Raw genomic sequence first — 15,642 nt, forward strand, 5'->3', positions numbered from 1 at the left:
GACCCAGGCGTTTTATCGTCGAGCGCCCCGCCTTTCAGAAAAAGCCTGGGCCCCCGCTTTCGCGGGGGTTTTACGGGGGAGGGGGCGGAGAGGCACTCGCTCGAGGTCGATCCCTGGCCAACATTCAGCGACTCGCGTCATGCGGGGCCGCGCTCGCGGGGCGCGGGCGCCTTTTCGTGGGCGCCGGGCGCAAGTTGCGCGCGCGGAGGTCGGGTGATTACGCGCGGAGCTTGCGTGCGCCTGGGGTGTTGGGCGCGAATGGTCGCAAAAAAGGCATTAAATTGGTATTATGCCTGACCCTGTCCAATAAGGACAAAATTTCACTAATTGACTGACTTCATTCGTATTTGTTGCCGATCGCCGATATGCGGCGCGGCTTAGCCCGACAAATTGGGCGCCTAACCGGCAATCTCTGCCGAAATACAAGCAATAGAACGGGTTGTCGGCTTTGACGGGTATCGCGTCGGCCCCTAGGTTGCCGGTGAGCAGCGAAAAAAGGTCTTTAAATGGTCTGCTCAAAAACAACGCCGCGGGGGAGCGGCGTTCACAGGGCGCGCGCGCCGCGCCAGCTTGAGGGGATAACAGGATGATCGGTCACAAGCTTACGAGTTTCAGGCCCGCCGCCCAGCGCAAGGCCTTCGCCCTGGCCCTGCTGGCGGGCGTCAGCTTCGCCGGCGTCGCCGCCGCGCAAGAGGCCGCGCCCAGCGAGGCCGTCGACGAGGTGGTGGTCACCGCCTTCCGCAAGAGCCTGGCCACCGCGCTCGACACCAAGCGCAACGACGTGCGCGTCTCGGACGGCATCTCGGCCGAGGACATCGGCAAGTTCCCGTCGGAAAACATCGCTGCAGCCATCCAGCGCATTCCGGGCGTGCAGATCTCCAACATCAACGGCCGCGGCTCGACGATCAGCATCCGGGGCCTGGGTCCGCAGTACGCCCTGACCACGGTCAACGGCCAGGCCTTCAAGAGCTCGAACTTCACCGACGGCTTCCGCTACGACGTCATCCAGACCGAGCTGGCCTCGGGCATCCAGGTCTACAAGTCGCCGACCGCCGACATGGACGCCGGCGGCCTGGCCGGCACCGTCAACATCGACACCGTGCACCCCTTCAACGTGAAGGGCCGCCAGCTGATCTTCGCCGGCAAGCTGCAGCAGCAGGAGCTGATCGGCGGCGACCCGACCGCCAAGTTCGGCGCGACCTATGTCGACCACTTCCTCGACGGCAAGCTGGGCGTCTTCCTCGGCGCCGGCTACCAGGAGCTGAAGGACCGCGGCGACTATCTGTGGATGGACCGCTGGACCGTGAGCAACGGCGTCTACACGCCGGCCCGCCTGCGCTACCGCCGCATCGACCGCGAGACCAAGCGCAGCATGGTCAACGGCGCGATCCAGTTCAAGCCGACCGACGACCTGCAGATCGACGCCATCGCCACCTACGCCAAGGACGAGACGACGCAGGAGCTGCACCAGCAGGTCTTCCTGTTCACCACGCCCTCGGCCTCGAACGTGGTGAGCCTGGCGACGGCGAACAACACCGCCACCAAGGTGCAGATCAACAACTTCCGCCTCGAGAACAACCACCAGCACGAGGACCGGCCGCAGTCGACCGGCGCCTTCACCACCAAGGTGCGCTGGACCGGCATCGAGAACTGGGACTTCAGCGGCGTCGGCCACTATTCGCGCGGCCACGCCCTGTTCAACGAAGAGGCGGCGATCCTCGGGGTCAACATCTCGAGCGCCACGCTCGACATCAGCAACCCGAAGAACATCGTGTTCTCGACGGCGACGGCGCTGGACGACACCGCCCAGTACAACACCTCGACCCTGATCCGGAACACCTACCCGAACGGCGCCTACCGGACGATCGACTCCTACGAGAACGCCGGCCAGTTCGACGCCAAGCGCTACGTGAACTTCAGCATCCTCGACTCCGTGCAGTTCGGCGCGAAGATCCGCCAGGAAGTGCTCAAGCGCTACGTCGTGCGCCGCGACGGCCAGAACACCATCCCGGCCTCGTACTCGCCGACCATGGCCGGCTCGGGCATCCTGGTGACCAACTTCCTGGACGGCGACATGACGCTGCCGGGGACCTGGGTGTCGCCGAACCTCGACGCCTATCGCGCGGCCCTCAAGGCCCAGGGCGTGACCGTCTACGAGGCCTTCGACCCGGCCGGCTCGTTCCGCGTCGAGCGTGACCTCGGCTCGCTCTACGCCATGGCCAACCTGAAGGGCGAAGTGCTGTCGCGCACCTTCCGCGGCAACATCGGCGTGCGTCGCGAAAGCACCGACCAGACCGTCAACGGCTATGTCGGCGGCGCGGCCAACCCGCTGAACACCGAAGTCAAGCTGGTGGCCGGCACCTACACGACCAAGAAGTCGTACGACAACGTCCTGCCGTCGGCGAACTTCAGCTTCGACATCACCGACAACCTGCTGCTGCGCGTCGCCGCGGCCAAGGTGCTGGTGCGTCCGATCATCGACTCCAACAACCAGCTGGCCACCACCATGACCAGCACCACCGACACCACCGGCCACAAGGTCTATACGATCTCGATCGGCCAGGGTTCGCTGGATCCGATGACCGCCAACCAGCTGGATGTCAGCCTGGAGTGGTACTACGGCTCGGGCAACGGCCTGTCGGCGGGCTTTTTCTCGAAGAAGGTCAAGAACGGCGTCTACACCTCGACCATGTGCCCGGCCGCATACGAAGGCACCTCGCTGTCGACCGACAGCAGCGGCGTCTGCGTCTCGGCCGCCGGCGACACCTACACCATCACCCAGAGCTTCAACGACGCGCGCACCGTCGACATCCACGGCTACGAGCTGAACTGGCAACAGTCGCTCGACGCCTGGCTGCCGATCGCGGGCTTCGGCCTGATCGCCAACTACACCCACGTCAATCCGGCGACCTCGGTGACCGGCTTCAAGCTGGCCAACCTGTCGGAGCACACCGCCAACGGCACGATCTACTGGGAAAACCAGACGTTCAGCGCGCGCCTGTCGGCCAACTACCGCAGCGCCTACGACCAGACCTCGGTCGAGAGCTTCTTCTCGGGTCCCCTGGGCCACACCGTTGACGCCCGCACCCAGTTCGACCTGAACCTGGGCTACAACATCAACGAGAAGCTCAGCCTGTCGTTCGCGGCGATGAACATCAACAACGCCCAGGAGAAGGCCTATCTCGGCAACGAGAGCCGCTGGCAGATGACCTCGGTCACCGGCCCCAGCTACTACCTGTCGTTCCAGTACAAGATGTAACCGAATCTCCTCCCCGGAGACGCCGTTCCGTGCGGCGCAACTGCTGGTCGCCGCCTGACTCCTGGGCGGCGACCAGATTTTCGTTTCGGAGCAAGAGCCAACGATGCCGTCCACCCCCTCGCGTCGCCAGACCCTAAAGCAGGCCCTGGCCCTGATGGCCGTCTCCGGCGCGCCGTCGCTGGCCCAGGCGGCGGGTAAGGCGGCTGGAGAGCCGGGCGGCGTGGCGGCGGCGCGGGCGGTGCTGGCGCGGCGGTTCGGACCCAAGGCCGCCGGGATCCAGCTGGCCCTGACAGCGTCCAAGGGCGGCAAGCCCGGCTACGTGGTGAAGGCGGCCGGCGGCAAGGCGGCGATCAGCGGCGACACGCCGGTGGCCCTGGCCCGCGGCGCCTACGCCTATCTCAAAGACAACGGCGCGGCCTCGGTCAGCTGGGAAGGCGACCGCATCGCCCTGCCGCCCCGCCTGCCCGACGCCGACACCGGCCGGGTCGAAAGCCCCTTCGCCCACCGCGCCTATCTCAACACCTGCACCTATGGCTACACCACGCCGTGGTGGGGCTGGGACCGCTGGTCTCGCGAGATCGACTGGATGGCGGTCCACGGTGTCGACATGCCGCTGGCCATGGAAGGCCAGGAATATGTCTGGCGGGCCCTGTGGCGCGAGTTCGGGCTGAGCGAGGCCGAGCTGGCCGAGTACTTCTCCGGCGCGGCGTTCACGCCCTGGCATCGGATGGGCAACATCGAGGGCTACGCCGCCCCGCTGCCGACCGCCTGGATCGACAAGAAGAAGGACCTGCAGGTCAAGATCCTGTCGCGGATGCGCGGCCTTGGCATGACGCCGATCCTGCCGGCCTTCGGCGGCTACGTGCCCAAGGCCTTCGCCAAGAAGAACCCCAAGGCCAAGATCTACCGCATGCGGCCGTGGGAAGGCTTCCACGAGACCTACTGGCTGGATCCGGCCGACCCGCTGTTCGCCAGGATCGCCGGCCGGTTCCTGGCGCTCTACACCCAGACCTATGGCGCGGGGACCTACTACCTCGCCGACTCCTTCAACGAGATGCTGCCGCCGATCAACGCCGACGGCGCCGATGCGCGCGACGCGGCCTATGGCGACGGCACGGCCAACACCTCGGCGACCAAGACCAAGGTCGAGGTCGATCCGGCCCTGAAGGCCGAGCGCCTGGCCGCCTACGGCAAGGCGATCTACGACTCCATCCGCCAGGCCCGGCCGGACGCGGTGTGGGTGATGCAGGGCTGGCTGTTCGGCGCCGACAGCCACTTCTGGGATCCGGCCGCGATCAGCGCCTATCTCAGCCGCGTGCCGGACGAGAAGCTGATGATCCTCGACATCGGCAACGACCGCTATCCCGACGTCTGGAAGAACGCCAAGGCCTTCGGCGGCAAGCCGTGGATCTACGGCTACGTCCATAACTACGGCGGCAGCAATCCGGTCTATGGCGACCTCGACTACTATCGCCGCGACATCGCCGCGGTGGCGGCCAGTTCCGAGACCGGCAAGCTGTCGGGCTTCGGCATGTTCCCCGAGGGGCTGCACAACAACTCGATCGTCTACGAGGCGGTCTACGACCTGGCCTGGAACGGCGGCGGGGCCTCCACGGGCGCCTGGCTGTCGAGCCGTTCGAAGGCCCGCTACGGCAAGACCTCGCCGCAGCTCGACGCGGCCATGGGCCTGCTGGTCCAGGGCGCCTATTCGACCCGCTACTGGAGCTCGCGCTGGTGGAAGAGCAAGGCGGGCGCCTATCTCTTCTTCAAGCGGCCGACGGCGACCATCGGCGAGTTCCCCGGCCATCCGGGCGACCGCGCCAAGCTGGATCAGGCCGTGCGGGCGCTGAGCGCCCTGGCGCCGGGCTACGCCAAGGAAAAGCTGTTCGTGCTCGACCTGGTCGACGCCGCCCGGCAACTGGCCAGCCTGGAGATCGACGTCCAACTGCAGGCCGCCGTGGCCGCCTATCGCAAGGGCGACGCGGCCGCCGGCGACGCCGCCCGCCGCAAGGTTCAGGACCTGGCCCTGGCGATCGACGCCCTGCTGGGCGTGCAGCCCGAGACCCTGGCCACCTGGATCGACGACGCCCGCGCCTATGGCGACACGCCCGCCGATAAGGCCGCCTATGTGAGCAACGCCAAGGCCCAGGTGACGGTGTGGGGCGGGGAGGGCAACCTCAACGACTACGCCTCGAAGGCCTGGCAGGGGCTCTATGCCGACTTCTACCTGCCGCGCTGGGGCCGCTTCCTCGACGCCCTGAAGGCGGCCGGGACCGGGCCCTTCGACGAGGCCGCCGTGGTCAAGGACGGGATCGTCTGGGAAAAGGCCTGGGTCGCCGCCGACGTCGCCTATCGTCGCCAGCCGCCGGCCGACCCCGTCGCCGGGGTCAAGGCGCTGATCGCACGCATCGACCGGGCCTAAAGGGGGAGAGACAGAGCCATGAGCACCAAGCCCGCCCCCCGCTTCCTGTCGCTGGACGTGTTCCGCGGCCTGACGGTCTGCCTGATGATCGTGGTCAACACCGCGGGGCCCGGCGCCAAGGCGTTCACCCAGCTGGTGCACGCCAAGTGGTTCGGCTTCACGGCGGCCGACGCGGTGTTTCCCTCGTTCCTGTTCGCCGTCGGCTGCTCGATGGCGTTCGCGTTCTCGCGGCCGATCCCTCTGCCGGCCTTCAGCGCCAAGGTGCTCAAGCGCACGGCGCTGATCTTCCTGCTCGGCTTCCTGATGTACTGGTTCCCGTTCGTGCATCACGTGGACGGGCACTGGGCGCTCAGCCCCTTCTCCCAGACCCGGGTGATGGGCGTGATGCAGCGGATCGCGCTGTGCTACCTGATCGCCGCCTTCGCCGCGCGGTTCCTGTCGCCGCGCTGGATCCTGGCGCTGTGCGCGGGCCTGCTGCTGGGCTACTGGGCGATCCTGCTGGGCTTCGGCGACGGCGATCCCTATTCCAAGCTCGGCAACGCCGGGACCAAGCTCGACCTGCTGGTGGTGGGCCGCGACCACCTCTATCGCAAGGACGGCGGTTTCGATCCGGAGGGGCTGCTGGGCACGCTGCCGTCGGCGGTCAACGTGCTGGCCGGCTATCTGGCCGCTCGCGCCCTGCGCCAGGCCACCGACACCCGCAAGACCCTGGTCCGCATGGCCGGTATCGGCGGCGTGCTGATCCTGGCGGCCCTGGCCTGGAACCCCTGGTTCCCCATCGCCAAGAAGCTGTGGACCGGCCCCTTCGTGCTCCTGACGGTCGGCATCGACCTGCTGCTGCTGGCCGCCCTGACGGCGGTGCTGGAAGGCCGCGAGCCCAACGCCGCCACCCGCTTCTTCCAGGTGTTCGGTCTCAATCCGCTGGTGATCTACCTGTTCTCGGAGCTGTTCGTGGTCACCCTGAACCAGTTCGCGATCGGGGGCGTGGGTCCCTACGAGTGGGTGGGCGTGCATGTGTTCCAGGCGGTCGCGCCGGGGCCGGTGGGCTCGCTGCTGTGCGCGGTGGCCTACATGCTGGTGTGCTGGCTGCTGGGCTGGGTGATGTATCGGAAGAACTGGGTGGTGAAGCTTTAGGGGCTAAGCTCCCTCTCCCATGGGGAGAGGGCTGGGGTGAGGGGGTACGCCGCCAGCCGGCGTGCCGGCGCGTCGTCAAACCTCGTAACCACTCACCCTCCCATGGCTTCGCCATGGGCTCCTCCCTCTCTCTAAGAGAGAGGGGAGATTAAACCGCCCCCGCCGCCGCGCCCTCGGCGTAGCCCTTCAGCCGCGCCGCGATGATCTCGCCCACGGCCTCGGCCGCGGGGCGCTGGGGGAAGTGGGTGCGCCAGACGATGCGGACGGTGCGGCTGGTCAGCGCCGACAGCGGCCGCAGCACGATGCCGGCGTCCTGCGCCGCGCCCGAGGCCAGGCCCGGGATCAGGGTGGTGCCGTAGCCGGCGGCGACCATGTTCAGCAGGGTCGAGAGGCTGGAGGCGCGCAGGGCCGTGCTCAGCGCCGTGCTGGACTTGCCGCAGGCCTCCAGCGCCTGGTCGCGCAGGCAGTGGCCGTCGGCCAGGACGAGGATGTCGCGCGCCAGGTCGGTCTCGGCGATGACCTCCTGGCCGGCCAGCGGATGGTCCGGCGGCAGGGCGGCCAGGAACGGCTCGGCGAACAGGGCGCGGCCGTCGAGGTCGGGCGCGGCCTCGTCGGTGGCCAGCAGGACGGCGTCCAGCTCGTGGGTGCGCAGACGCTCCAGCAGGGCGGCGGTCTGGTCCTCCCAGGGCTCGATCTCGAGATGGGGCAGGGCCTCGCGCAGCGGCGCGAAGATCAGCGGCAGCAGATAGGGGGCCAGGGTCGGGATGATGCCTAAGCGGAAGCGGCCGGCCAGCGGGTCGCGCAGGTTCCGGGCCGTGGCCAGCACCGCCTCGCCCGCCGTCACCGCCGCCCGGGCGTGGTCGAGCAGTTCGCGGCAGGCGGCGGTCGGGGCGGCGGTCTTGCTGGTGCGCTCGAACAGCGTGACCCCCAGCAGTTCCTCCAGCTTGCGGATCTGCACCGACAGGGTGGGCTGACTGACGCCGCAGGCGCGGGCGGCGCGGCCGAAGTGCTCGTGCTCGGCCACGGCCAGCAGGTAGCGCAGGTCTCGCAGGTTCATGGTTCCTCCCGATAGGGGAAGCCTATCGCAACCATTGGATCTTGGCGCTTCTATTCAATCTGAGTTTGCGTGAAGGTCCTTTGCGGCGGCGCCTTCGGGCGGCGTCGGAATTCGGGCGCGGGACAGGTCGCGACGCCGTCAAAGAGCGCGACCGTCCCTCCGCCCCGGGAGGACGCCTTCGATGCCTCACGCCGTGGACGCCGTCCTGCAGGACGCGCTGCGCCGGGCGGGACTGCCGAGCCGCGGCCCGGCGCCCCGACTCCTGGCGCTGCTGCGCGCCTCCGAGGAGACCCACCTGACCCTGCCCGAGGTCGCCGACCTGGCCGCCGAGGCCGGCCTGTCGATCCCGCTCGGCGAACTGGCCCGCCAGATGGAGGCCTTCGCCGACCACGGCCTGGTCTCGCGCCTGCCGACCACCGGTCCCGAGCCGGTGTTCGACACCCAGCCCGAGCCGCACTTCCACATGGTCTACGAGGAGACGGCGCGGATCGTCGACCTGCACGTCTCGGAAGAGACCCTGCTGGCCATGCTGCGCGACGCCCTGGCCCGGCGGCCGGGCGGGGTGGAGGTGATGGTGGTGCTGCGCAAGCCGCCGGATGGGAAAGGCGAAGGCGGGAGCTAGTTTCCCTCGGCGGGCGCCAGGGCGATGTCGACCATGATCTCGCCCGAGATGTCCTCCAGCGCCGCCTGCACGGTCGCCACCGACAGGCCGGCGGGCAGCCGCAGGCGGGCCTCCATGTGGAACAGCGGCGCGCCCGAATGCGGCTCGACGCTGAGGCGCGTGCCGAAGGTCTCGATATTGGCCGAAAGGCCGCTGAGCACGCCCGTCACCTGGTGGACGATGCCCGGCCGGTCCTGGCCGACCAGGGCCAGCTGGATCGCCTCGCCAGCGGTTTCGGCGACCTCTATGGCGGGAGCGATCCGCACCTCCAGGCCTTGAGCGTCCACCGCGCCGACGGCGGCGCGCAGGGCGTCGACCCTGGCCTCGTCCAGCTCGACCAGCACCGAGCCGACATAGAGCCCGCCCAGCCGGCTGAGATGGCTCTCCAGCCAGTTGCCGCCGGCCGACAGCACCGCCTGGGCCAGGGCCTGGGTGAGGCCCGGCCGGTCGCTGCCGACGACGCTCAAGATCAGCCTGGCCATGGGAGTCCCTTACGGAAGCGGACGGGCGGCGCCCGAACGGAGGCGGCGAGCCAGCCACGACCCGCCGCCGCCGTCAATGAGCCCCAGGCCATGGTCGATTTCGCCGAAGTCTCTACTTTTAAGGCTGAGGCGCCTCGCCGAGGGGAGGCGGCGGGGTCATTGGCGTTGTCGGCGTTGCTGGCGGCGCTGGAAGTGCTGAAGTCTCCTTCGGCGCCGTAGGCGACGTGTCGGGCGCCTTCAGGAGCAGGTTGAAATCGATGTTCAGCAGTGTTCCCTCGGCTGCCTTGTCGATGAGCTTGTCGATCAGGTCGTAACGACGTCGGCTGTCGTACCACTTGACGAAGCTGTCCGTGAGTTTGGCGATGTTGGGCGTCAGCACCTTGGCGAACACATAGAGCGTCAGCGCGAAGGATCCGTTGTTGGCCGCAGTGGAGAGGTCGGCGGCCGTGATGCCTACCTCCATCGGGGCGGCCCTCCGGGCGAGGGGACCTCTTCGGGCCGATCGCCCCCCAAAGTGCGTGAGCGTCGCTGGTCCTCGACGCGTCGTGCGCCCTGAATGTTCAGTTCGAGATCGACCGCGGCCATAACACCCTCCTTGGGGCGTCGTCTGGTTCGGTCGGCGACATGGCGACGCCTTTGACCGACGCAGCGAACCGCCACATCGCACAAACGCCGTCGCCCCCAAGGCGTCAGGGAGAACGGAGACTTCGAACAGGCACGCGTGCGCTTTCGCGCCGACGTGCCTTAGTCACGTTGGTTACGCCTTGATCAAATGTCGTTATCGCCCCGCCGGCTGCTGAATCATGCCTAACCGGATGGTCGAGTTCAAGCCGGATTTCGCCACGTTCCTGACTCTCAACCCCTCAGCATACGATCCACTCGCCCGGCCAGGTCGGCGACGGCGAAGGGCTTGGTCAGCACCTCCATGCCGGGCTGGATATGGCCGTGGTTGAGGACCGCGTTCTCGGCGTAGCCGGTAATGAACATCACCTTCAGGTCGGGCCGCAGGGCGCGGGCGGCGTCGGCCACCTGGCGGCCATTCAGCCCGCCGGGCAGGCCGACGTCGGTGATCAGAAGGTCGATGCGGGCGTCGGTCTGCAGCAGGCGCAGGCCGGCCGGGCCGTCGGCGGCCTCGATGCAGGCGTAGCCCAGCTCCTGCAGCGCATCGACGATCAGCATCCGCACGGTCGGCTCGTCGTCGACCACCAGCACGGTCTCGCCGGCGGCGGCCGGAGCGGGGAGGGCCGCGGCGACGTCGCTTTCGTCGCTCTCTTCCTTGCCGAAGTGGCGCGGCAGGTAGATGCAGACCATCGTGCCCTGGCCGAGCTCGGAATAGATCCGCACGTGGCCGTGCGACTGGCGGGCGAAGCCGTAGACCATCGAAAGGCCAAGGCCGGTGCCTTCGCCGATGGGCTTGGTGGTGAAGAAGGGGTCGAACACCCGCTCCTGGACCGCCTTGTCCATGCCCACGCCCGTGTCGCTGACGCAGACGCAGACATATTGCCCCGGTTCCATGCCGCGCTCGTCGGCCGAGCGGTGGTCGAGCCACTTGTTGCCGGTCTCAATGGTGATGCGGCCGCCGTCGGGCATGGCGTCGCGGGCGTTGATGCAGAGGTTGAGGAGGGCGTTCTCCAGCTGGTTGGCGTCGACCAGCGTGGGCCACAGGCCGCCGGCCGCGACGGTCTCGACCTTGATCGCCGGTCCCACGGTGCGGCGCACCAGCTCGACGAACTCGGCCATCAGCCGGTTGATGACGATCGGCTTGGGCGACAGGGTCTGGCGGCGCGAGAAGGCCAGCAGGCGGTGGGTGAGGGCGGCGGCCCGCCGCGCCGCTCCCTGGCCGGCGGCCACGTAGCGGTCGACCTCGATCATGCGGCCCTGCGACAGCCGCGTGCCGATCATCTCGAACGAGCCGGAGATGCCCGACAGCAGGTTGTTGAAGTCGTGCGCCAGACCGCCCGTCAGCTGGCCGACGGCCTCCATCTTCTGGGCCTGGCGCAGGGCGTCCTCGGCTTCGCGCAGGCGGTCCTGCTCGGCCAGGCGCTCGGTGACGTCGTAGACGAACTGATAGGCGCCGGCCTGGACGCCGGCCTCGTCGCGCAGCACGCCGAACCGCATCTCGTAGTAGCGGCGGTAGCCGGCGGGATCGCCATAGGCCTCGACCGCGACGAACTCCTCCCCGGCCAGGGCGCGGGCCCAGACCGCGCGCACCTGCTCGCGGTTCTCCGGCTGGTCGTCCAGCAGGTCGAGCATGCTGTCGCCGACATGGGGCGCCACGCCGAACACCCGCTCGAACTCGCCGGCGGCGGCGCTGTTGATCGCCAGCCAGCGGAAGTCCTGGTCGGCGACCTGGATGAAGGCGTTGGCGCCCTCCATCGCGTCGGCCAGCACCCGGCGCTCGGCCAGGGCCGAGGCCACCCGCTGCTCCAGGGTCTCGTTCAGCTGGCGCAGGGCCAGCTCGGCCCGGCGGCGCTCGGTGACGTCCTGGAACAGCACCGCCACCTGCCTGCGCTCGGCCGGCTCGATGCGGAAGGCCGACAGCGACAGATAGCGGCCGGTGGCCACCAGCTCCTGCTCGAAGCGGATCGGCCGGCCGGTGCGCAGCACCTCGCCATAGCGCGCCACCCAGGCGTCGGCCTCGTCGCCGACCATCTCGCGCAGCTTCTGGCCGACCACGTCGGGGATGCCGGCGTGGCGGGCGTAGGCGGCGTTGGCGTCGACGTGGACATAGTCGCTGAGCGGCCCGTGAGGGCCGTCGAAGAACTCGATGATGCAGAAGCCCTCGTCCATCGAGTCGAAGAGGGTGCGGTAGAGCTGCTCGCTTTGCGCCCGATGCTGCAGCGAAAGCCGCAGGTCGAGCTGGCTCATCACCTGCCGGGCCAGCACCTGCAGGGTGCGCTGCTGCAAGGGCGACAGCGCCTTGGGCGCGGTGTCGAGCACGCACAGCGTGCCGATCGGCAGGCCCTCGGCGGTCTTCAGCAGGGCGCCGGCGTAGAACCGCAGGTGCGGCTCGCCGGTGACCAGCGGATTGCCGTCGAAGCGGTGGTCGCGGGTGGCGTCGGGCACCAGCAGGAAGTCGTCTTCCAGGATCGCCTTGGCGCAGAACGACGTCTCCAGCGGCGTCTCGCGCACGCCCAGGCCCACCTCGGCCTTGAAGAACTGCCGGTGCTCGTCGATCAGGTTGACGACGGCGATGGGCGCGCCGCAGATCTCGGCCGCCAGAGAAACGATCTCGTCGAAGGCCGCCTCGCGCGGGGTGTCCAGAATGTCGTAACGGCGGAGCGTTGCGAGGCGATCGGCCTCACGCTCCGCCGGATCGGCGGCGTCCATGCGAAACTTGAGGCCCCCCTCAAACACCGGCAGCGTCGGGCAGCCGACGCGCAGGCGTCGACTAGAGGCTTAAGACGCTTGGCGTGGTCAACGGTTCCACGCGATCAGGGTAAAGTTTTTCAGCCCCAGCCTTCCGACACGCCGGCGCGGCGGGCCATCGGGGTGACGGCCGAGGGCTTCTGCGAGGGCTGCGGCTGGTCGGCCGGCTTGCCGTAGAGCCAGCCCTGGGCGAAGTCGACGCCGGCCTTGCGGACCACGTCCTCGACCTCGGCGGTCTCGACCATCTCGGCGACGGTGCGGACGTCGAGGTCGCGGCACAGCTCGACCAGGCGGCGCACCATGGCCCCGTCGCGGCTGTTGCCGGCCAGCTCGCGCACGTAGCGGCCGTCGATCTTGACGATGTCGAGGGTCAGTTCCTGGAGGTAGGCGAACGAGGCCGCGCCGGCCCCGAAGTCGTCCAGGCAGACCAGCGAGCCCAGGCCGCGCAGGGCCTGGATGTGGCGGTTGGCGCGCGGCAAATCGTCGATGGCGCTGGTCTCGGTGACCTCGAAGATCAGCTTGCCCCTGGCGGCCGGCGTCTGGGTCAGCAGGCGGTTGATGTGATCGACGAAGGTCTCGCTGACGATGGTGCGGCCCGAGACGTTGACGGCCAGCTTCACCGCGCCGCTGCGGTCCGAGGCGATCCGGCGCACCGCCTGTTCGGCGATGGCGTGATCCAGCTCCTCGATGATGTCGAACTCCTCGGCCATGCGGATCAGGGCGAAGGGGCTGGCGCCGTCCTCGAAGCGGACCAGCGCCTCGTGGTGATGGGCCTGGCCGGAGGCGAGGTCGACGACCGGCTGGTAGGCCAGGGTGAAGCGGCGCTGGCTGACGGCCGCGCCCAGGGCCCCGGCGCGGGCCAGGGTGCGCTTCACAGACCTGTTCATCGCCTCGGAAAGGGTCAGCGGCGGGGTGTCCTTGAGGCCTTCGCGCAGGAAGTCGTCGAGGGCGTAGCGCAGGGCCCGCAGGCCGCGCGACGAGGTCCCGCCGTCCAGCGGCACCACGTGGGCGCTGGCGTCGAGGGCGGCGATCTTGGTCAGGCGGGCGGCCAGGGCCTCGGGGCGGTCGTCCTTGGCGCGCAGCAGGGCGTAGCGCTCGGGCGAGACCTGGGTGGCCATGGCCCCGGCGTGGGACTCGGCCCGCACGGCGCCGGCGATCTTCATGTCCAGCGCCAGGGCGTCGGGCGCGTTCAGGCCCTCGCGCAGGGCCGAGAGGCCGGCGAACTCGACCATGGCCAGTTCCAGCTCGAGCCCGGTGACCCGCGCGGCTTCAAACAGGCCCTTGGCGATCTCCTCGAAGTTCTCGCGCGGGCGCAGGCCGGCGCCGTCCAGGCCCCCGGCCGGCGCGCGGGCGGCGGTGACCGCGATGGAGGTGCGACCGAAATTGTCGGGGAGGGCGCGCAGAGTGACTCCAACGAAGCGCTCCGGCTCCCCGGCGACGCGGACGGTGACCGGACCCCGGCGCTGGCCCTCGTCGAGAGCATAGAGCGCGGCGTCCATCAGCGGGCGGTCCGCGGCGGTGAACAGGTCGCGCCAGACGCGGCCGATCAAGGAGGTTTCAGGCTTGCCCATGATCTTTTGCGCCGCGCCCAGGGCGAGGCTGACGCGGTCGCCCTCGAGTTCCAGCAATAGGTCGGCGCTGGCGAAGGCCAGTCCCAGCAGGCGGCGCGGATCGATCGACAAGGCAGAGCTCCCCAGAGGTGGGGCAGCTTGCGCGCCTTAGCTTAAAGACCCGTGCACGGGGGCAGGTCGCCGATGGGGCTGCGACCGCCCGTCGCAGGCAGGTCCGGCGGGCGCGTCGGAACGAAAAAGAACATCTTGCGAACATAGAACAAAATGTGTACGCATTAATCATTCCACAGGCGGTGGGCGCCGAGGCGCTCGAACTTCCGGCCGGACGGTCGGAATCATGGAATAAGGCGGATCATCCAATGACCAGTCAGGCGGCTTTGAAACTCGTGGGCAAGGAAGAAGGCGACAAGGCGCGGGCGCTAGAAGCGGCCCTGGCGCAGATCGATCGGGCCTTCGGCAAGGGCTCGGTGATGAAGCTGGGCGAAAAGGGCAAGGTCGAGATGGAGTCGGTCTCCACCGGCTCGCTCGGCCTGGACATCGCGCTGGGTATCGGCGGCCTGCCCAAGGGGCGCGTGGTCGAGGTCTACGGTCCGGAAAGCTCGGGCAAGACCACCCTGGCCCTGCACGTCGTCGCCGAGGTTCAGAAGGCCGGCGGCACCGCCGCCTTCGTCGACGCCGAGCACGCGCTGGACCCGTCCTACGCCTTCAAGCTGGGCGTCAATCTCGACAACCTGCTGGTCTCGCAGCCGGACAACGGCGAGCAGGCCCTGGAGATCACCGACACCCTGGTGCGCTCGGGCGCCGTCGACATCGTCGTCGTCGACTCCGTGGCCGCCCTGACCCCCAAGGCCGAAATCGAAGGCGAGATGGGCGACAGCCTGCCCGGCCTTCAGGCCCGCCTGATGAGCCAGGCGCTGCGCAAGCTGACCGGCTCGATCAACAAGGCCAACACCATCGTCATCTTCATCAACCAGATCCGTCACAAGATCGGGGTGATGTACGGCAGCCCGGAAACGACCACGGGCGGCAACGCGCTGAAGTTCTACGCCTCGGTGCGCCTGGACATCCGCCGCACCGGCTCGGTCAAGAACCGCGACGAGATCATCGGCAACAACGTCCGCGTCAAGGTGGTGAAGAACAAGGTGGCCCCGCCGTTCCGCGAGGTCGAGTTCGACATCATGTACGGCGAGGGCATCTCCAAGCTCGGCGAGATCATCGACCTGGGCGTCAAGGGCGGCATCATCGACAAGGCCGGCTCCTGGTTCTCCTACAACAGCCAGCGCATCGGCCAGGGCCGCGATAACGTCCGCGAGTTCCTCAAGAACAACAAGGACCTGGCCAACGAGATCGAGATGGCCGTGCGCAAGGCCTCGCAGAAGATCGAGGAAGAACTGCTGGTCGGCGGTCCCGAGGACGGCGAGGAAGAATAAGAGACAACTCGGGGCGCGCCTGCTCCGAGTTTCGCGGCCGCCGCCCGCCGAGGGCGACCCCGCCATACGCCCGCGGCGGACCTACACCGCCACGACGGCCGCGATCCCCGGACGCCTGGACCCCATGCCAGGCGTCCGATTTCGTTTATCCTCCCCCGCAAAGCGGGGGAGGTGGCGCGGCGCGACTACGCGCCGAGACGGAGGGGGCGACCGCCGCAAGGCGCCGGCTTTCCCCCTCAGTCGCTCCGCGACAGCTC

Annotated in this window: 10 protein-coding genes and 1 pseudogene; 5 read left to right on the top strand and 6 right to left on the bottom strand. The window is 68.7% G+C overall.

Annotation, left to right across the window (positions count from 1 at the left end; translation table 11 throughout):
• Window positions 1–586 precede the first annotated feature (586 nt).
• From DMC18_RS16095 to DMC18_RS16105, 3 genes are all read left to right on the top strand, one after another.
• Window positions 587–3,259 (top strand): TonB-dependent receptor, encoded by a 2,673-nt coding sequence (locus DMC18_RS16095; protein ID WP_110133095.1) that lies wholly within the window; start codon window positions 587–589, stop codon window positions 3,257–3,259.
• 103 nt (window positions 3,260–3,362) lie between these two features.
• Entirely contained in the window at window positions 3,363–5,681 is a 2,319-nt protein-coding gene (locus tag DMC18_RS16100) for an alpha-N-acetylglucosaminidase (protein ID WP_110133096.1), read from the top strand.
• Between the two features lie 18 nt (window positions 5,682–5,699).
• Entirely contained in the window at window positions 5,700–6,815 is a 1,116-nt protein-coding gene (locus tag DMC18_RS16105) for an acyltransferase family protein (protein WP_110118723.1), read from the top strand.
• A 148-nt stretch (window positions 6,816–6,963) separates the two neighbouring features.
• Here the strand turns inward: DMC18_RS16105 and DMC18_RS16110 are convergent, their stop codons facing one another.
• Window positions 6,964–7,872 (bottom strand): LysR substrate-binding domain-containing protein, encoded by a 909-nt coding sequence (locus tag DMC18_RS16110; RefSeq protein ID WP_110118724.1) that lies wholly within the window; start codon window positions 7,870–7,872, stop codon window positions 6,964–6,966.
• Window positions 7,873–8,053: 181 nt separating this feature from the next.
• On the opposite strand from DMC18_RS16110, the gene DMC18_RS16115 reads away from it, so the two are divergent.
• Entirely contained in the window at window positions 8,054–8,494 is a 441-nt protein-coding gene (locus DMC18_RS16115; RefSeq protein ID WP_110118725.1) for a transcriptional repressor, read from the top strand.
• On the opposite strand, the gene DMC18_RS16120 is transcribed toward DMC18_RS16115, so the two are convergent.
• The 5 genes and pseudogenes from DMC18_RS16120 to DMC18_RS16135 form a co-directional block, all read right to left on the bottom strand.
• Complete coding sequence (locus DMC18_RS16120) at window positions 8,491–9,015, bottom strand: glycine cleavage system protein R (protein WP_110118726.1); 525 nt, start codon at window positions 9,013–9,015, stop codon at window positions 8,491–8,493. The genes DMC18_RS16115 and DMC18_RS16120 overlap by 4 nt on opposite strands.
• Window positions 9,016–9,133: 118 nt before the next feature.
• Entirely contained in the window at window positions 9,134–9,478 is a 345-nt protein-coding gene (locus tag DMC18_RS16125; protein WP_110118727.1) for a hypothetical protein, read from the bottom strand.
• A 392-nt stretch (window positions 9,479–9,870) separates the two neighbouring features.
• Window positions 9,871–11,883: a PAS domain-containing protein gene (locus DMC18_RS16130; protein ID WP_370444000.1), complete on the bottom strand. Its 2,013-nt coding sequence runs from the start codon at window positions 11,881–11,883 to the stop codon at window positions 9,871–9,873.
• A gap of 3 nt (window positions 11,884–11,886) precedes the next feature.
• Window positions 11,887–12,345 (bottom strand): annotated as a pseudogene (locus DMC18_RS26610) (GAF domain-containing protein); the annotation flags it as partial.
• A gap of 119 nt (window positions 12,346–12,464) precedes the next feature.
• Entirely contained in the window at window positions 12,465–14,066 is a 1,602-nt protein-coding gene (locus DMC18_RS16135) for an EAL domain-containing protein (RefSeq protein WP_110118729.1), read from the bottom strand.
• 248 nt (window positions 14,067–14,314) lie between these two features.
• Between DMC18_RS16135 and recA the strand changes: the two genes are divergently transcribed.
• Entirely contained in the window at window positions 14,315–15,385 is a 1,071-nt protein-coding gene (recA, locus tag DMC18_RS16140; RefSeq protein WP_110118730.1) for a recombinase RecA, read from the top strand.
• Window positions 15,386–15,642 lie beyond the last annotated feature (257 nt).

The organism is Caulobacter sp. D5, from assembly GCF_003185805.1.
Lineage (GTDB): Bacteria > Pseudomonadota > Alphaproteobacteria > Caulobacterales > Caulobacteraceae > Caulobacter.